Origin of the sequence: Dechloromonas sp. H13 (assembly GCF_009469615.1) — a bacterium.
In the GTDB taxonomy this organism is placed as follows: domain Bacteria; phylum Pseudomonadota; class Gammaproteobacteria; order Burkholderiales; family Rhodocyclaceae; genus Azonexus.
In genome coordinates, this window is sequence record NZ_SSXX01000003.1 from 17,629 (window position 1) to 34,572 (window position 16,944).

A 16,944-nucleotide genomic window follows, 5' to 3' on the forward strand; every position below is an offset into this window, starting at 1 on the left:
TTGAGGAAATGCCCCCTTTTCGGCTATCATTCGGCTTTCCCGCAGCCTGTCTTTCCATGACCAAATACGTTTTCGTTACAGGCGGTGTCGTGTCCTCTCTGGGCAAGGGCATCGCTGCCGCGTCGCTGGGGGCCATTCTGGAATCCCGCGGCATCAAGGTTACCCACCTCAAGCTCGACCCCTACATCAACGTCGACCCCGGCACGATGAGTCCTTTCCAGCACGGCGAGGTCTTCGTCACCGAGGATGGCGCCGAGACCGATCTCGACCTCGGCCACTACGAGCGCTTCACCAGCGCCAAGATGTCGAAGCGCAACAATTTCACGACCGGCCAGATCTATGACTCGGTGCTCAAGAAGGAGCGCCGCGGCGAGTACCTCGGCAAGACGGTGCAGGTCATCCCGCACATCACCGACGAGATCAAGGGCAAGATCAAGGCCGGCGCCGAGGGCGCCGATGTGGCCATCGTCGAAGTCGGCGGCACGGTCGGCGACATCGAGTCGCTGCCTTTCCTGGAGGCCATCCGCCAGATGGGCATCGAGGAGGGGCGCAACAACGTCTGCTACATGCACCTGACGCTGCTGCCCTACATCCCGACCGCCGGCGAACTGAAGACCAAGCCGACCCAGCACTCGGTCAAGGAACTGCGCGAGATCGGCATCCAGCCCGACATCCTGCTGTGCCGCGCCGACCGTTCGATCCCGGTCGAGGAGCGGCGCAAGATCGCGCTGTTCTGCAACGTGATGCCGGAAGCGGTCATCGAGTGCCTGGACGCCGATTCGATCTACCAGATCCCGGCCATGCTGCACGAGCAGATGATCGACGAGATCGTCTGCCACAAGCTGGGCATCCTGGCCCGGGCGGCCGACCTGTCGATCTGGAACAGGCTGGTCGAGGCGCTGGCCAACCCGCAGCACAAGGTGACGGTGGCCTTCGTCGGCAAGTACGTCGACCTGACCGAGTCCTACAAGTCGCTGATCGAGGCGATGAAGCATGCCGGGATCCATACCCGATGCCAGGTCGACATCCGCTATCTCGATTCGGAAGACATCGAGAAGCATGGTTGCGGCGTGCTGAAGGGCGTCGATGCCATCCTGGTACCGGGCGGCTTCGGTCGACGTGGTACGGAAGGCAAGATCGCGGCCATCCGCTACGCCCGCGAGAACAAGGTGCCCTACCTTGGCATCTGCCTCGGCATGCAGCTCGCCGTCGTCGAGTTCGCCCGCGACGTGGCCGGCATGGCCGGCGCGCACTCCACCGAATTCGTGCGCGACACCCCGTACCCGGTGATCGGCCTGATCACTGAATGGCTCGACGCCTCCGGCAAGGTCGAGAAGCGTGGCGAGGATTCCGACCTCGGCGGCACGATGCGTCTCGGCGCCCAGGTCTGCAAGCTGGCCGAAGGCTCGCTGGCCCGTGAGATCTACGGTGCCGCCGAGATCACCGAGCGCCACCGCCATCGCTACGAAGTGAACAACACCTTGCTCGCCCAACTGGAAGAAAAGGGCCTCAAGGTCGCCGGGCGCGCGCCGGGCACCGATCTCTGTGAAATGGTCGAATTGCCGGCCGAGGTCCATCCGTGGTTCGTCGGCTGCCAGTTCCACCCGGAATTCACCTCCAATCCGCGCCAGGGTCACCCGCTGTTTACCTCCTACGTCAAGGCGGCGCTGGCCAATCAACAGGCCAAGGGCAAATGAGGCTCTGCGGTTTCGAGGCTGGTCTTGACCAGCCTTTTTTCCTGATCGCCGGCCCTTGTACCGCCGAATCCGAGCAACTGTGCCTCGATGTGGCCGGCTACATGAAGGAAGTCTGCGGTCGACTGGGCATCAACTACATTTTCAAGGCCTCCTACGACAAGGCCAACCGCAGTTCCGGCAAGTCGGTACGCGGACTGGGCCTCGACGAAGGGATGCGGATATTTTCCGAAGTGCAACGCCAGATCGGCGTGCCGGTGCTGACCGATGTCCACGACATCCCCGACGTGGCGGTCGTCGCCGCGGTGGTCGATGTGCTGCAGACGCCGGCCTTCCTGTGCCGGCAGACTGATTTCATCCATGCCGTGGCGTCCTGCGGCAAGCCGGTCAACATCAAGAAGGGGCAGTTCTTGGCGCCCGGCGACATGAAGAACGTCGTCGACAAGGCGCGCGAGGTGAACAACGGCGCCGACAACCTGATGGTCTGCGAGCGCGGCGCCTCCTTCGGCTACAACAATCTCGTCTCCGACATGCGCAGCCTGGCCATCATGCGCGAAACCGGTTGCCCGGTGGTGTTCGATGCCACCCACAGCGTCCAGTTGCCGGGCGGGCAGGGCACGACGTCCGGCGGCCAGCGCGAATTCGTCCCGGTGCTGGCGCGGGCGGCGGTGGCCGTGGGGATTTCCGGCCTCTTCATGGAAACCCATCCGTGCCCGGAGAAGGCCTGGTCTGACGGCCCCAACAGCTGGCCGCTGGTGCGCATGGAAGCGCTGCTGACGACGCTGGTGGCACTCGACCGGGCGGTCAAGGCGGCCGGTTTCGAGGAATTGAAATAACAACAAGCAGGCTACGGCCTGTAGTAATAATCTGGTTTAAGTAGTTCGTTCAATCTGTTGAAAACAAGGAATAAATATGAGTTCCATCGTTGATGTTGTTGCACGAGAGATTCTGGATTCCCGTGGCAATCCCACGGTCGAAGCCGATGTGCTGCTGGAGAGCGGCGTCATGGGCCGGGCGGCGGTTCCCTCCGGTGCGTCCACCGGCTCGCGCGAGGCGATCGAGCTGCGCGACGGCGATGCCGGCCGCTATCTCGGCAAGGGCGTCATGCAGGCAGTCGAGAACGTCAATACCGAAATCTCCGAGGCGATCATCGGCCTCGACGCCCAGGAACAGGCCTTCATCGACCAGACCATGATCGACCTCGACGGGACCGACAACAAGTCGCGTCTCGGCGCCAACGCCATCCTCGCCGTCTCGATGGCCGTCGCCAAGGCCGCTGCCGAGGAATCCGGCCTGCCGCTCTACCGTTATTTCGGCGGCATGGGCCCGATGCAGATGCCGGTGCCGATGATGAACATCATCAACGGCGGCGAGCACGCCAACAACAGCCTCGACATCCAGGAATTCATGGTCATGCCGGTCGGTGCCTCCTCCTTCCGCGAGGCCCTGCGCTGCGGCGCCGAGATCTTCCACGCGCTGAAGAAGCTGCTCGACAAGGCCGGCCATTCGACCGCCGTCGGCGACGAAGGCGGCTTCGCCCCCAACCTCGGCAGCCATGCCGAAGCCCTGCAGATCATCATGCAGGCGATCGAGAACGCCGGCTACGTGCCGGGCCAGGACGTGCTGCTGGCGCTCGACTGCGCGGCGTCCGAGTTCTACCGGGACGGCAAGTACCACCTGTCCGGCGAAGGTCTGCAGCTGACCTCGGCCCAGTTCACCGACTACCTCGCCAACCTGGCCGACCAGTTCCCGATCGTCTCGATCGAGGACGGCATGTCCGAAGCCGACTGGGACGGCTGGAAGCTGCTCACCGACCGCCTCGGCGACAAGGTGCAGATCGTCGGCGACGACGTCTTCGTGACCAACACCAAGATCTTCAAGGAAGGCATCAGGCGCGGCATCGGCAATTCGATCCTGATCAAGATCAACCAGATCGGCACCCTGTCGGAAACCTTCGCCGCCGTCGAGATGGCCAAGCGCGCCGGCTACACCGCCGTAATCTCGCACCGCTCCGGCGAGACCGAGGACAGCACCATCGCCGACATTGCCGTCGGCCTCAACGCCGGCCAGATCAAGACCGGCTCGCTGTCGCGCTCGGACCGCATCGCCAAGTACAACCAACTGCTGCGGATCGAGGAGGATCTCGGCGACACCGCGTCCTACCCGGGCCGCGAAACCTTCTACAACCTGCGCTGATAGCGGGCCATGCGCTGGCTGACGGTCGGCCTCGTCGCCCTCATCGCCCTGCTGCAATACCCGTTGTGGCTGGGCAAGGGCGGCTGGCTGAAGGTCTGGGAGTACGACCGTCAGCTCCAGCAGCAGAAGGAAGTCACGCGCAAGCTGGAAATCAGGAACGCGGGCCTCGATGCCGAAGTCCGCGACCTGAAACAGGGCTACGACGCCATCGAGGAGCGGGCCCGCTTCGAACTGGGGATGATCCGCCAGGACGAAACCTTCGTGCAGATTCCCGAAAAAGTTCCCGGAAAATAGGCCAAATAAAGGCGTCGACCGCAGCAGATGCCTCCGCTAGAATCGCTCACAGCAGGACCCACGCAGAGCGCTTCAGGAGAACAACATGCTGCTCAAGGTTGGAGAAAAGGCCCCCGCGTTTTCATTGCCCGATGCCGACATGGAGACTGTCGAGCTGGCGACTTACCAAGGCGCGAAACACGTCGTTCTGTTCTTTTACCCGAAGGATGGAACGCCCTGCTGCACCAAAGAAGCGACCGATTTTTCGGATCATGAAGAGGATTTTCTCGAGCAGGACTGCGTCCTGTTCGGCATCAGCCGCGACGAGTGCCTGAAACACGCGGAATTCCGCGACAAGGAGGGCATCGGCACCGAGCTGCTGTCGGATACCGAGGGTGTCGTCTGCAAGCAGTACGGGGTCTGGCAGGCCAAGGAGGTCGATGGTCACCGGAAATTCGGCATCGCCCGCTCCACCTTCGTCATCGACAAATCGGGTGTGATCCGTCATGCCCTCTACAACGTCAATTACAAGGGCCACGCACTCGAAGTGCTGCGCCTGGTCAAGGAGCTGAATTCGTAACCTGCTCCCCCAAACCTGGCGCTCCCTTCAGATGGTGGCGCCAGCGCCGGGGACTGTCGGATCGCTTCGCGACTTCTGCGTGTTACTCGGTCGCCCCATAACGAAGCAGCATCGCGATCATGGCGTCGCTATTGCCAAGTCGGGCCCACTGGAGTGCCGTCTTGCCGGTACTGTCCCGCAGATTCACGTCTGCGCCGCGCCTCAGGAGAACCTCCGCAACGCCCACATTGTGTGACACTACGGCTGTTTTGAGGGGTGTCGCACCGGTCGAGAGCGGGGCATTCGGCGACGCCCCCTTGTCAAGATAGTACTCGACGCTCGCCCTGTCGCCCCGCGTGATTGCACTCAGAAGCGATAGACTGGCCGGACGTGCCTCGATCACCACGGGGCGTGGCTGATCGTAGTCCGGGGACTGCTCGGTGGTTTGGCGACGCTCCGGCGGCTTGCGCGGCTTTTCCGGTTCGAGCCGGCCGGATGTGGTTGAAGTGTTCGCTGTCAAAACCGGTTTGGGGGCTGGCGTTCGTGCCACAACATCATTGCTTGTGCTTTGCGAGGAAGCCACGCGTTGCGCATCGGCTATCAGTTGATGTGCCTCGGCGACCGCCGCATCAGCCAAACCCGCTTTGCGGGTTGCGAAGTAATCCAGGACCTTGGCCAGATCCTCTCGCTCATATCGGTATTTTTCACAGCGGGCCGTGTAATCCTCGAGCGATGCCTGGAATAAAGCCGGGGCTTTTACCTGCTCCTTTTCCAGAACTTCATTGATGACGTCAATCCGGTGGCTTTTGGCGATGCACCAGTAAATTTCGCCGGGCGACAAGGGCTTCCGCTCTTCACCCCCAACGTCCGGCATCCTTTCGGCGATCGCCGTCTCCGGATTGGTCCGTGGCTGCACGACCGCTTGCCGAGGTGCGTCCGGGGGCATCTGCCGAGCAACCTGCCGGGGCGGATCGTCGTTGGTTGATAGAAGATATACCAGTATCGACACGATGGCGCCGGCAGCCAGATATTTGAGAAGCTCGCTTCCCCGGCGGCCAGGCTTTGCCGGGGCTGGCAGGCTATCCGCAGGGGGGCTTGCCGGTGGTGGGCTGACCGTTGCTTGTGTCGTTTCGACTTTGGCCTCGACTGCCGTGGCTGGCGCCCGAATTTCCTTCTGCACCTTGATGCGGCGCTCGAGTTCACATCTGCTGCAGGGCAAGCCGTCGAAATGAATGTGCTCGGCGTCGTCTGGATAGGCAGGACAGGGGGCCCATCTGATGGCTTTCTTGAGCGAGAAGAGGGCAATGGTCCATTCCTTGGCCGTTGGCCTGGAGTTTCCCGCGACAAAAGCCCGATCAAACAGCTGCCGTAGCTTGATCGGCAGGAGGTCATGTACCGATTGCGGCAGCGGCGCGATCGCAGGGTTCTGATTCAGTCCGTATGGGTAATAACCCCGCTTGGCCCGGTCGTCTGCATCGTCCGCCTGGGGATGCCCAGGTCGGATAACGCCCGAATACGGGTAGATGCCGAAATTGAAAATCTGGAATAGCGCAACCGCCAGTGCAAAGCAGTCTTGAGCTTCCCCGAGATTACCCGGTTTGGCACCGCGTTTTAGTGCCTCCGGTGCAACGTAGCCTTTTGAATACTGCGTGGCAGGATATGGCGTGCCATTTTTCGAGACGACGGAATAGCCGTCGCAATTCTGAAAAGTTACGAGACCGTGCGCCCGCTGTATGAGGATGTTTTTCGGATTGAAGTCGATGCAATGGATGTTTTTTGAATGAAGGTCGGCGAGCAATCCGCAAAGACCGATCGCCACATCCAGACGACGTTGCAGCGAGAGGCTTTCAGGGGGAAGGTTGTATGTTTCGGCAAGCTTCTGATGAAAATATGCGTCCAACGTCACCGCCGCCCGCGGATCGACTTTGGGCATCAAGTAGCCAATTGGCGCCAATTCACCTGAAACCTTGTCTTGCGTATGGACAATGACCTGTGGCCACGCAAAATGGGGGTAGCGTGATGCGGAATTGGCTTCGAACCAGACTTTCGACGGTGCATCATCGATCAGTGCCTGAAGCTTCTCGGCATGGCACGAACGTGGGTCAAGATAGATTTTCGCGGTGCTGTCGCTGAACTGCCCGGGGCCGAGAACTGCGAAAACGGTTGCACTGGCACCTGCCTCGATGGCTGGTCCAAGGTCCATTTCCTCGGTCGCGGATCCGGATTTAATGTAGTAAATCGTCATGTTTCAATAACCGGAATTTCGATGTGGCGGCCGATGATGACTAGCAGAATTCACGGTTTGTCCAAACGAACAGCGAGCGGGTTCCGCACCGGGGTCAATTTCTTAGCGGGTTCGTTTGCCAGACAGCATTTGCCTGGCCAGAACTAAACGGCCAACGGCCCTCATGGGGATCCGGCAATTGCTGTAAAAGTAACCAAGAACAAGATTGATGACGCCGAACTTTAACATTCTCCGGCGAGGATTTCTCGCGATGTTTCCTGTGGCAGGCTAAGTGCTCCGCTTCAGTTCGGTGTCGCAATTCGCAGATGGTAGAATCTTCCCGTCCGTCCGGGCACCAAACCTTGACTGGCGCGCCCAAATGCACTCACGATGCGCCGGGAATGCCGACCAATACCAGGAACTCCAGATATGAACATGCAGGTTGCCAAGAATACCGTCATCACCCTCGACTACCATGTGACCGACCCGGATGGCGAGGTGGTGGACGAAGGCCGCGAGCCGCTCGTTTACCTGCACGGCGGCTACGAGGACATCTTCCCGAAGATCGAAGAGGCCCTGCAGGGCAAGAAGATCGGCGAGTCGGTGCAGGTCAAGCTGCAGCCGGACGAGGCTTTCGGCGACTACGATGCGCAACTGGTCCAGGTCGAGCCGCGCAAGGATTTCCCCAAGGAACTCCAGGTCGGCATGCAGTTCGAGGGCGGGCCGGAAGAAGGCGGCGACGACGAGGATTTCATCATCTACCGCGTGACCGAGATCGCCGACGACAAGGTGGTCCTCGACGGCAACCACCCGCTGTCAGGCATGGCGCTGATCTTCACCTGCACGGTGACGGCGATTCGCCCGGCCAGCGCCGAGGAACTCGAGCATGGCCATGTCCATGCCGGCGACGAAGGCGACGAGCACCATCACTGAGCGGCCGGCGGCCAGGGGTGGGTTTCGAACCTGAACAGCGTGGGTGAATCGGTATCGAAGATCCCGCGCGTCCATCCCATCTGCGGGTAGCCGTGGGTTTCGACGCGCGTGAAATTCCCGATCCTTTTCCCGTTGCCATCGCGCAACGGCTGATCGATGCGGCTGATGTGGGAGTCGCCATGAACCGCGACGACCTGCCCGGGAAAGCGCAGGGTTTCCCGGCGCAGGGTTTCGAGAAATTCCCGGAAGCCGCGATGCGGCAGCCCCTCTGAGAAATTCCTGAAGCCGGGGTTGGCTTGGAACATCAGGACGATTCCCGCCAGGTGCTCGCGCCGGGCGAGGGCGAAACTGTCGGTCAGCCAGGCGAGCACGGCCGGGTTGCGCTCCGTGAATTCCGGCCGCGGTTCGTCGCGCCTGCCGTAGTTGTTGTCGTCGCCCGGGAGGTTGAGGGTGACGAACAACACCGGGCCGAGACGAAAGCGCGAGTGCTCGCGGTAGGCGCCGGCCTGGCGTTCCAGCGCGATGGCTTTGCGGCCGAGCGACTTCGGCTGCAGCCAGAACAGCGTGCGCAGGTAATCCAGCCGTTCGAGCGGATCGTAGGCGCCGTTCGACACGCGCCGGCAATCAGTCCACTCGTTGTCGCCGGGAACGAAGATGAACGGCTGCGGGGTGGCGTCGAAGAGCTTTTGGCGGTCGATGAACACCGCGTCGTCGCAGCGGCTCTGGCCGTTCTTGATGTCCCCGATGTGGACGATGAAGTCGACATGGTGTTCGGCGATGGCATCAAGCATGCGCGGCAGCTCGCGCCGCTGGCTGTCCGAGTAGGGGGTGTCGCCGATCACCGCGAAACGCCAGGTTTCGCCGGCGGCCAGCGAGCCCCAGCCGGCGAGTGTTACGGTCAACACGATTTTCAGGGCAAAAATGCCGTTGACCGCAGCACGTGCCAGGGCATCCTTCAACGCAACAGTCCCTTTAGCGCGTAGAGGGCATCAAGCGCCTCGCGCGGGGTCAGGCTGTCCGGGTCGAGGGCGGCCAGGCGCTCGATGGCCGGATGCGGCTCGGGCTCGGCCGGTTCGGAGGCGCCCTGGGCGAACAGGTCGGGTTGCAGCGGATCGACCGCGGCGCGCTGCTCGAATTCGCGCAACTGCTTGCGCGCCGCGCGCACCACGGCGCCGGGAATCCCCGCCAGCGCCGCAACCTGGATGCCGTAGCTCTGGTTGGCCGGGCCTTCCTCGACCGCGTGCATGAAAACGATGCGGTCGTTGTGCTCGACAGCGCCGAGATGGACGTTGGCGAGCTCCGGATATTCGTGCGAGAGCCGCGTCAGCTCGAAGTAATGCGTGGCGAACAGCGTCAGGCTGCGGTTCTTTTCGATCAGGTGACGGAGGATGGCGAAGGCCAGGGCCATGCCGTCGAAGGTCGAGGTGCCGCGGCCGATCTCGTCCATCAACACGAGACTTTGCGCCGTCGCATGGTGCAGGATGGCCGCCGCTTCGGTCATCTCGACCATGAAGGTCGACCGGCCGGAAGCGAGGTCGTCGGAGGCGCCGATGCGGGTGAAGATGCGGTCGAGCGGCCCGAGCACGCAGCGGTCGGCAGGCACGTAGCTGCCGATGTGGGCGAGAAGGGCGATCAGCGCCACCTGGCGCATGTAGGTCGATTTGCCGCCCATGTTCGGGCCGGTGATCAGCAGCAGGCGGCGCTCGTCGGCGAGCAGGCAGTCGTTGGCGATGAAGGTTTCGGCGCTCTGCGCCAGTTCGTTCTCGACCACCGGATGGCGGCCGCTGGCCACGGTCAACTGCGTTTCGGGGGCAAATTCCGGCTTGCACCAGTTGCGCTTCAAGGCGGACTCGGCGAAGCCGGCCAGCAGGTCGAGCTGGGCGACGGCACGGGCGATGGTCTGCAGCGTCGGCACGGCCGGCAGCAGGGCGTCGAGGATTTGCTCGTAGAGCAGCTTCTCGCGCGCCAGCGAGCGTTCCTGCGCCGACAGCGCCTTGTCCTCGAAGGCCTTCAGCTCCGGCGTGATGTAGCGCTCGGCGTTCTTCAGCGTCTGGCGGCGGCGGTAGTCGTCGGGAATTTTGTCGACATTGGCGTGCGTGACCTCGATGTAGAAGCCATGCACCTTGTTGTACTCGACCTTGAGGCTGGCGATGCCGGTGCGCTCGCGCTCGCGGATTTCCATGTCGACCAGGAAGGCGCCGCAGTTGTCGTTGAGCGACCTGAGTTCGTCGAGATCGGCGTCGAAGCCCGGCGCGATGACGCCGCCGTCGCGTACCTGCGCCCCCGGTTCGGCGGCGATGGCGCGTACCAGCAGGTCGAGCGCCGTGGCCGGGGTGTCGAGTTCGGCGAAGGCCTGCGTCAGCAGGTTGGATGTCGTGCCGGCCAGCGGCGCGCGCAGTTCCGGCAGCCGGGCCAGAGATTCGCGCAGGCTGGTGAGGTCGCGCGGGCGAGCGTTGCGCAAGGCGATGCGGCCGGCGATGCGCTCGATGTCGGCGATGCCGCGCAAGGCTTTTCTGGCTTCGCCGGCCAGTCGACCGTAATCGTCGAGCAGCGCCTCGACGGCGCCGTGGCGGGCGGCCGGAATCGCCCGGTCGCGCAGCGGATGGTGCAGCGTGTGGCGCAACAGGCGCGAGCCCATGCTGGTGACGCAGTTGTCGAGAAGCGAGAAGAGGGTCGGCGACGGCTGGCCGCGCAGCGTTTCGGTCAATTCCAGGTTGCGCCGGGTGGCGAGGTCGAGGCCCAGGTAGGCGCCCTCGATTTCCACGGTCAACCCGCGCAGATGCGGCAACTTGCCCGTTTGCGTCGCCTGCGCGTACTGCAGCAGCGCGCCGGCAGCGGCAATCGCCGGTTTCAGGCCCTCGGCGCCGAAACCGGCCAGCGAGGCGACCTCGAACTGGTCGCAGAGCAGGCGCCGGGCCGAATCGAAGTCGAAATACCAGTCCGGCTGGCGGGTGCAGGCGGCCGAATTTGCGTTACCCGCGCCGAAATTGGGCGTCCAGCTTTCCGGATAGAGGATTTCCGCCGGGCGGATGCGCTCCAGCGTCGCCGGAATCTGCTCGGCCGGCACCTCGATCAGGATGAATTCGCCGCTGGCGAGGTTGAGGCGGGCGATGCCGGCCGTGTTGCGCAGCGTCGTCACGGCGAGCAGCCAGAGATCCTGCTTGTCGTCGATCAGCGCCGCGTCGGTCAGCGTGCCCGGCGTGACGATGCGCGACACCGCGCGCTCGACCGGCCCCTTGCTGGTCGCCGGGTCGCCGATCTGCTCGCAGATCACGGCCGACTCGCCCAGCTTGACCAGCCGCGCCAGGTAGGGCTCCAGCGAATGGAAGGGCACGCCGGCCATCTTGATCGGCACCCCGGCCGACTGCCCGCGCGTGGTCAACGTGATGTCCAGCAGCCGCGCCGCCTTCTCGGCATCCTCGTAGAACAGCTCGTAGAAATCGCCCATCCGGTAAAAAAGCAGGGTGCCGGGATGCTGCGCTTTCAGCCCGAGGTATTGAACCATCATCGGAGTGTGCTTGGGGTTGTCGGCAGACTTGCTCATCGGTTTCAGGGCGGCCAAAAGGGACGAATTCTAGCAGTGCTCGGGCGGAGAGGCCGAAGCCAAGCGGCTTCGATCGGGGCATGTCAAGCAAACCGGCAGATGTAGTTGGTCGGACTCATATTGCAGTGTTGATCGACTACGCCGGGAAGGTCGAACAGTCGGGGACTGCGGCGGAAATCGAATAGCCGGTAGAGATGGAACTGCGCTGCGTTTTCCTTGGCAAAACTGACTTCGTTCTGGCTAATGAAGAAAGGAGTTTCCTTGCCAAACGCTGTCGTTTTTACCTCGATGAATCTCTCGCAGCCATCGGTGTCGAATGAAAGCACATCGAAACCGAGACCATCGCCCCGGCTCCGAGAAACATGCTCGACTTTGTCGGCCAGCTTGGGTTGGCCATGGGCGCGTAACCGCAGATGTTCGAAGTTGACTACGAACACTTCTCCGGCATGCCCCAGCGAGATGTTGCGCGCTTCCCGTTCAAGGTAGTCCCGTTGCTGCGGCAGCCGATAAACGGCGGTTGCTTCTCTCGCCACCCAATGCCGTTCCGGGGGATTGACCAGCGTTTTCGCATAGTCTTGCAGCAGGGGCGTCGTGGCCGGTGAAACGGTTGCCTGGATCGCGGCTTCGTCGAGCAGTCGGTCGTTGCGCAGTCGCGTTTCGACAATCTTCCTGAGCATGCCCTGATAGTTGCCCAAGGGTTTGTAGCCGTTGATGTAGGGCCAGCCATTCTCCAGAAGAATGGCGCTGATGTTCTGGTGCTTGCGCTCAATTGCGCCTTCCGACCTGTCGTTCAGCCTGCCCAGCAGTTGCTTTCGGTGAGCCGACTTGTTGTAGCTTTGTCCTGACAGCTCCATGAATAGCATGTGCAGATAGTCGGCGACCGTAGCTTCAACTTCTGCTTGGCTCCATTCCATGGGTTTCGAGACCTCGTAGGTGGGTGGCGACGCAGACGGTCAAACCTTGGGAATGAACAGCGCGGGGCTGACGCCAAAGAATTCGCCAAGCTTTCCGGCCAGCGTTGCAGATATTTTGCGGCGACCGGCAAGGATATTGGACAGGTTGCCTTGTGCGACGATACCCGAAAGGTCTTCCTGTTTCAGGCCCTTGGCCTCGATCAGGAAGCGCAGGGCATCTTTCGGCTCGGAAGCTTCGATGGCGAGGTGTTCGCGCTCGTAGTTGGAAACCAGATCGCCGACAAGCTCCAGAAGGCCAGCCAGCTTGTGGTCCTCATCGTCGCCAACCACTTCGAGCAGGTCATTCATGAGGGCAACCATGCGGTCATAGTCAGCTTCGTCATGGATCGGACGAATATGAGCCATGGCATCGAACTTGGCCCAGGTAGTCTGGATAGCACGGATGTCAAAACGGCTTTGTGTGGCTTGCATGATTACACCTTTCCTTTTCTGTATCGCTTGTTCCAGTTGTCGTATTCCCGATGCGTCATCACTTCGCGGACATAGACCTTCTTGAACTTGTAATGCACGACGACAATCACTCGATAGTTGTTACCGCCCACATCAAACACCGTGTAGGGAGGGACATAGTCGGCCGAGTTGAATGTGTTCTTCAGTTCGTTGAAATCTTTGGCGGTGGATTTCTCCAGAACTGAATGCCAGTCCTTCAGCACTTGCTCAGCCTCTGGGTGTTTCTCCCAGAACTCCCTCAACATCTTCAGTGAAATGATGTGCATGCCAATAAGTATATCAATTTGATATAAATTTGTTGATTGTTTTTGTAATGGCCATCATCGCTTCCTGCTAAGCCTGAACTTCGAGCAGATGCGGGCCGGCGGCGGCGATGGCCTGCTGGAGGCATTGCCGGAATGCCGCGGCATTGTCGGCGCGCGCGTAGCTCAGGCCGAAGGCGGCGGCCGCGTGTTCAAAGCTGATCTGCTGCGGCGTGCGCCAGCCGCGTTCGAATTCCGGCAGGGCGGCTTGTGGCAGGTGGTCGAAAATGCCGCCGCCGTGGTTGTTGACCGCAACGATCACGGCGTCGCGTCCGGTGGCCAGGGCGAGGCCACCGAGGTCGTGCTGGCAGGTCAGGTCGCCGAGCAGCGCGACGATGCGGCCGTGGATTTCGCCCAGGCCGAGCGCCGTCGAGATGTTGCCGTCGATGCCGCTGGCGCCCCGGTTGCCGTAGCAGTGGATGGTGCGCCTGGCGCTGCCGGAATGCGTGTCGAACTGGCGGATGGCCAGCGAGTTGCCGATGAACAGCGCGCTGGCCTCCGGAATTGCGTCGACCAGCACAGGGATGTGCCAGGCGTCGCCCATATCCGGTGGTTGTGCGTCGCGTTCGACCAGCGCGTCGTGCCATCCGCCCGGGCAGGGTTGCGGCCGGGCGGCGAGCAGGGCCTGGCAGGCGGCCAGCGGTTGGGCGCGCAACAGGTGGGTCAGGCGGTGCATCGGGTCGCTATGGCGCGGCCAGGGATCGACCAGTGCCTGGATAGGCGCGGCGGCGACGAAGTTCTGCAGATTGCGGGTTACCGGGAAAGCGCCGAAGCGCAGGATCCAGTCGGGACGATGGCTGGCGGCGAATTCGCGGTCGGCGAGCCAGGCGTTGTAACGAGTCAGCAGCCGGTGCCGCGGGTGAGGACCGAAGCGCAGGCCGGACAGGGGTTCGGCGAGGATCGGACAGGCCAGGTGCTCGGCCAGCGCGGTCAACGCCGAAAAGAGGCCGTTTTTCGCCGGCAACTCGCCGCAGACGATCAAACCCGGGCGGCCGCCGATGGATTCGGCCAGCCGGGCGATCGCAGTCGGGTCGGCCGGCAGTTCGGAATGGGCGAAGGCAATGCCTGCCGGCAGCACCGGTGCAGGCACCTCGCCAGCGGGCAGCAGCGGCTCGCGAAAGGGCTGGTTCACATGCACCGGCCCGGGGTACGGCCAGTTTGCCTGTTCGGCGACGCGGGCCGCCAGCCGGTGCAGCCAGCAGGGATCGAAACCGGGGTGCGGCGCCTCCAGCGGATGGCTGGCGCGCACGTGGCTGCCGAACAGACCGACCTGGTCGATGGTCTGGTTAGCGCCACAATTCTGGAGTTCCGGCGGTCGGTCGGCGGAAATCGCGATCAGCGGCACGCCGGCCTGGCTGGTTTCGATAATGGCGGGCAGCCAGTTGGCTGGTGCCGTGCCGGAGGTTGCCAGCAGCAGCACAGGGCGGCGGCTTGCCTTGGCGACGCCGAGGGCGAAAAATGCCGCGCTGCGCTCGTCGACCGCAACCGTGCATTGCAGGCCGGGCTGGCGCAGCATGGCGAGCGCCAGCGGCGTCGACCGCGAACCGGGAGAGATCACCGCATGTCCTGCCCCGGCGGCGACAAAGCCGGCGACAAGCGCCTGCGACCAGACGAAATTGAGTGTGCCGGTGTCGATCATTTTTGCCGATTGCGAACGAAACACCGGATTGTAGTGGCAAGCGAACGCCATGCCGGACGGAATTGCGCGCACTGTGCTATAGTCCGCGCCGTTCTGCGTCGCCCCGTTCCCTCGGGGCGACCGACCGCGGAGTGGTAGTTCAGTTGGTTAGAATACCGGCCTGTCACGCCGGGGGTCGCGGGTTCGAGTCCCGTCCACTCCGCCAGCTACGGCAAAGCCCTTGATCGTCGATGGACGGCCAGGGCTTTTTGCTTTGTGGAGCTGGATATTGAGCGCCAGCGTCGCGCTCAGCAGGCAGGCGGCGCCGAGGTTGTGGGCGACGGCGAGTGCCAGCGGCAGCGCCAGCAGGACGTTGGCGATACCCAGCCCGATCTGGAGCAGCAGCAGCCCGAGCAACGCGATGCCCCAGGCGCGCCAGTGACCGTCATGGCTGCGGACTAGGCCCAGCCCCAGCGTACCGACCGCGAAAAGAACCGCCAGCGCGCCCAGGCGGTGGCTCCAGTGGATTGCGGTCAGGGCAGCGCCGGAGAGCAGTCCGCCATCCCCGTCGAAACCGAGCTCGCGCCGCAGGGTGAACGCCTGCGCGAAATCCGCGGCAGGCTGCCACTGCCCCTGGCACAGGGGAAAATCCGGGCAGGCGAGCGCCGCGTAGTTGCTGCTGACCCAGCCGCCGAGGGCGATCTGGCCGATGACGACGAGCAGGGCGCCGGCCGCCGGCAGGCGCAACCCTGCACCGGCCTCGCAGGCGGACGGCGCGAGAAAGCGGTCGCGGAAAGCCATGGCGATGAGCAGGGCCAGGGTGGTCATGCCGCCGAGCAGGTGGAGGGTGACGATCAGTGGCTTGAGCAGCAGGGTGACGGTCCACATGCCGAGCGCCCCCTGCAGGGCGACGACCCCGAGCAGCGCGGTCGGCAGGGCGGGTGACTGTCGTTCGCGGCATGCCGGACGCCAGGCGAGCGCGCAGATGGCCAGGATCAGCAGGCCGAGCGTGCCGGCGAAATAGCGATGGATCATTTCCTTCCATGCCTTGGCGGTTTCGACCGGGCGTGCCGGATAAGCCGCCTGTGCCGCCAGCTGCTCGTGCATTTCGTCGGGAACGCCCAGCCAGTGGCCGTAGCAGCCGGGCCAGTCGGGGCAGCCGAGGCCGGCGTCTGAGAGTCGCACGTAGGCGCCCAGCGCGATGACGGCGAACGCCAGTACGGTGGCGGCGAGCAGCAGGCGGCGGTAGAGGCGCATTTTTGCGGAGCGCTTAGAAGGCGATCAGGCGGTCGGCGAACAGGGCGGCGAAGAGCAGGGTCAGGTAGAGGATCGAGTAGCGGAAGGTGCGGCGGGCCAGGGCGTCGCTGTAGGTGCGGCAGAGCGCAACGGCAAGGCCCAGGAAGACAAGGTCGAGCAGGGCGATGGCGGCCAGGTAGAAGTTGCCGCTCATGCCCAGCGAGACCGGAATCAGGCTGGCGGCGGCCAGCATCACGGTGTACCAGAGGATGTGCTGGCAGGTGAAGGGAATGCCGTGGGTGACCGGCAGCATCGGCAGGCCGGAGCGCGAATAGTCGTCGCGCCGGTAGCAGGCCAGCGACCAGAAATGCGGCGGCGTCCACAGGAAGATGATCAGGAAGAGCACCAGCGGCTCGGCCGAAATCTGCCCTGTCATCGCCGTCCACCCCAGCAGCGGCGGCATGGCCCCGGAAGCGCCGCCGATGACGATGTTCATCGGCGTCGCCGGCTTCAGGATCAGCGTGTAGATGACGGTATAGCCGACGAAGGTGGCCAGCGTAAGCCACATCGTCAGGTCGTTGATGAAGGTGTGCAGCAGCCAGAGGCCGGCGGCGCCGAGAAGGGTCGCCAGGGTGACGGTTTCCAGCGCCGATATGTCGCCGCGCGCCGTGGCGCGCCAGCTGGTTCGCGCCATCTTGGCGTCGACGGTGCGTTCGACCAGGCAATTGAGGGCGGCGGCGGCGAAGGAGACTAGGGCGATGCCGAGCGAGGCGACCAGGAAGCGCAGCAGCGGCGGAAAACCCGGGGTCGCGAGAAACATGCCGATCATCGCGGTAAACACGATCAGGCTGTTCACCCGCGGCTTGCACAGATGCGTGAAAGCGGTAAGACGCTGGCCGAGGGATAGCGTGGATGCGGCAACGGTTTGCATTTGTGGTCTC

At 63.2% G+C, this 16,944-nt stretch carries 14 protein-coding genes, 1 tRNA gene and 1 pseudogene; 7 read left to right on the forward strand and 9 right to left on the reverse strand.

From position 1 onward, the window contains the following. The first annotated feature begins 56 nt into the window (after positions 1 to 56). From GH660_RS08450 to GH660_RS08470, 5 genes are all read left to right on the forward strand, one after another. Positions 57 to 1,697, forward strand: a complete 1,641-nt coding sequence (locus tag GH660_RS08450; RefSeq protein WP_153146236.1) for a CTP synthase — start codon at positions 57 to 59, stop codon at positions 1,695 to 1,697. Then, positions 1,694 to 2,530, forward strand: a complete 837-nt coding sequence (gene kdsA / locus GH660_RS08455) for a 3-deoxy-8-phosphooctulonate synthase (RefSeq protein ID WP_153146237.1) — start codon at positions 1,694 to 1,696, stop codon at positions 2,528 to 2,530. Before GH660_RS08450 ends, kdsA begins: the two co-directional genes overlap by 4 nt. Before the next feature lie 76 nt (positions 2,531 to 2,606). Then, positions 2,607 to 3,890, forward strand: coding sequence for a phosphopyruvate hydratase (eno, locus tag GH660_RS08460; protein WP_153146238.1), 1,284 nt, complete (start codon positions 2,607 to 2,609; stop codon positions 3,888 to 3,890). A 9-nt stretch (positions 3,891 to 3,899) separates the two neighbouring features. Then, positions 3,900 to 4,184 (forward strand): cell division protein FtsB, encoded by a 285-nt coding sequence (ftsB, locus tag GH660_RS08465; protein ID WP_153146239.1) that lies wholly within the window; start codon positions 3,900 to 3,902, stop codon positions 4,182 to 4,184. An 88-nt stretch (positions 4,185 to 4,272) separates the two neighbouring features. Beyond that, positions 4,273 to 4,743, forward strand: a complete 471-nt coding sequence (locus GH660_RS08470; RefSeq protein ID WP_153146566.1) for a peroxiredoxin — start codon at positions 4,273 to 4,275, stop codon at positions 4,741 to 4,743. An 82-nt stretch (positions 4,744 to 4,825) separates the two neighbouring features. Here GH660_RS08470 and GH660_RS08475 read toward each other — a convergent pair whose 3' ends face one another. Further along, positions 4,826 to 6,967, reverse strand: a complete 2,142-nt coding sequence (locus GH660_RS08475) for an ankyrin repeat domain-containing protein (RefSeq protein WP_153146240.1) — start codon at positions 6,965 to 6,967, stop codon at positions 4,826 to 4,828. A 408-nt stretch (positions 6,968 to 7,375) separates the two neighbouring features. Between GH660_RS08475 and GH660_RS08480 the strand changes: the two genes are divergently transcribed. Continuing rightward, positions 7,376 to 7,879, forward strand: a complete 504-nt coding sequence (locus tag GH660_RS08480) for a peptidylprolyl isomerase (RefSeq protein ID WP_228276418.1) — start codon at positions 7,376 to 7,378, stop codon at positions 7,877 to 7,879. On the opposite strand, the gene GH660_RS08485 is transcribed toward GH660_RS08480, so the two are convergent. The 6 genes from GH660_RS08485 to menD form a co-directional block, all read right to left on the reverse strand. Beyond that, positions 7,873 to 8,838, reverse strand: coding sequence for a metallophosphoesterase (locus GH660_RS08485; RefSeq protein ID WP_153146241.1), 966 nt, complete (start codon positions 8,836 to 8,838; stop codon positions 7,873 to 7,875). The genes GH660_RS08480 and GH660_RS08485 overlap by 7 nt on opposite strands. Then, positions 8,835 to 11,423 (reverse strand): DNA mismatch repair protein MutS, encoded by a 2,589-nt coding sequence (gene mutS / locus GH660_RS08490; RefSeq protein ID WP_153146242.1) that lies wholly within the window; start codon positions 11,421 to 11,423, stop codon positions 8,835 to 8,837. Before mutS ends, GH660_RS08485 begins: the two co-directional genes overlap by 4 nt. Before the next feature lie 83 nt (positions 11,424 to 11,506). Then, positions 11,507 to 12,337 carry a DUF3883 domain-containing protein gene (locus GH660_RS08495; RefSeq protein ID WP_153146243.1) on the reverse strand — a complete coding sequence of 277 codons (831 nt, stop codon included), beginning with the start codon at positions 12,335 to 12,337 and terminating at the stop codon, positions 11,507 to 11,509. Between the two features lie 39 nt (positions 12,338 to 12,376). Further along, positions 12,377 to 12,808 (reverse strand): type II toxin-antitoxin system HigA family antitoxin, encoded by a 432-nt coding sequence (locus GH660_RS08500; protein ID WP_153146244.1) that lies wholly within the window; start codon positions 12,806 to 12,808, stop codon positions 12,377 to 12,379. 2 nt (positions 12,809 to 12,810) lie between these two features. Continuing rightward, positions 12,811 to 13,113, reverse strand: coding sequence for a type II toxin-antitoxin system HigB family toxin (locus tag GH660_RS08505; RefSeq protein ID WP_153146245.1), 303 nt, complete (start codon positions 13,111 to 13,113; stop codon positions 12,811 to 12,813). 67 nt (positions 13,114 to 13,180) lie between these two features. Then, positions 13,181 to 14,788, reverse strand: coding sequence for a 2-succinyl-5-enolpyruvyl-6-hydroxy-3-cyclohexene-1-carboxylic-acid synthase (menD, locus tag GH660_RS08510; RefSeq protein WP_194266268.1), 1,608 nt, complete (start codon positions 14,786 to 14,788; stop codon positions 13,181 to 13,183). Between the two features lie 128 nt (positions 14,789 to 14,916). Here menD and GH660_RS08515 point away from each other — a divergent pair. After that, positions 14,917 to 14,993: transfer RNA gene (locus GH660_RS08515), tRNA-Asp, on the forward strand. A 134-nt stretch (positions 14,994 to 15,127) separates the two neighbouring features. Here GH660_RS08515 and GH660_RS08520 read toward each other — a convergent pair. Both GH660_RS08520 and cyoE read right to left on the reverse strand, forming a co-directional pair. Beyond that, positions 15,128 to 16,024, reverse strand: a pseudogene (locus GH660_RS08520) (heme A synthase); the annotation flags it as partial. Positions 16,025 to 16,037: 13 nt separating this feature from the next. Beyond that, the gene (gene cyoE, locus GH660_RS08525) at positions 16,038 to 16,934 is read right to left on the reverse strand and encodes a heme o synthase (protein ID WP_153146247.1); all 897 of its coding nucleotides are present in this window, start codon (positions 16,932 to 16,934) and stop codon (positions 16,038 to 16,040) included. Positions 16,935 to 16,944 lie beyond the last annotated feature (10 nt).

What these genes read in the sequence shown, in the direction of transcription:
- cyoE (WP_153146247.1), bottom strand. Translation starts at nt 16,934, where the DNA reads ATGCAAACCGTTGCCGCATCCACGCTATCCCTCGGCCAGCGTCTTACC.
- GH660_RS08480 (WP_228276418.1), top strand. Translation starts at nt 7,376, where the DNA reads ATGAACATGCAGGTTGCCAAGAATACCGTCATCACCCTCGACTACCAT.
- GH660_RS08450 (WP_153146236.1), top strand. Translation starts at nt 57, where the DNA reads ATGACCAAATACGTTTTCGTTACAGGCGGTGTCGTGTCCTCTCTGGGC.
- kdsA (WP_153146237.1), top strand. Translation starts at nt 1,694, where the DNA reads ATGAGGCTCTGCGGTTTCGAGGCTGGTCTTGACCAGCCTTTTTTCCTG.
- GH660_RS08495 (WP_153146243.1), bottom strand. Translation starts at nt 12,337, where the DNA reads ATGGAATGGAGCCAAGCAGAAGTTGAAGCTACGGTCGCCGACTATCTG.
- GH660_RS08505 (WP_153146245.1), bottom strand. Translation starts at nt 13,113, where the DNA reads ATGCACATCATTTCACTGAAGATGTTGAGGGAGTTCTGGGAGAAACAC.
- GH660_RS08500 (WP_153146244.1), bottom strand. Translation starts at nt 12,808, where the DNA reads ATGCAAGCCACACAAAGCCGTTTTGACATCCGTGCTATCCAGACTACC.
- menD (WP_194266268.1), bottom strand. Translation starts at nt 14,788, where the DNA reads ATGATCGACACCGGCACACTCAATTTCGTCTGGTCGCAGGCGCTTGTC.
- GH660_RS08475 (WP_153146240.1), bottom strand. Translation starts at nt 6,967, where the DNA reads ATGACGATTTACTACATTAAATCCGGATCCGCGACCGAGGAAATGGAC.
- mutS (WP_153146242.1), bottom strand. Translation starts at nt 11,423, where the DNA reads ATGAGCAAGTCTGCCGACAACCCCAAGCACACTCCGATGATGGTTCAA.
- eno (WP_153146238.1), top strand. Translation starts at nt 2,607, where the DNA reads ATGAGTTCCATCGTTGATGTTGTTGCACGAGAGATTCTGGATTCCCGT.
- ftsB (WP_153146239.1), top strand. Translation starts at nt 3,900, where the DNA reads ATGCGCTGGCTGACGGTCGGCCTCGTCGCCCTCATCGCCCTGCTGCAA.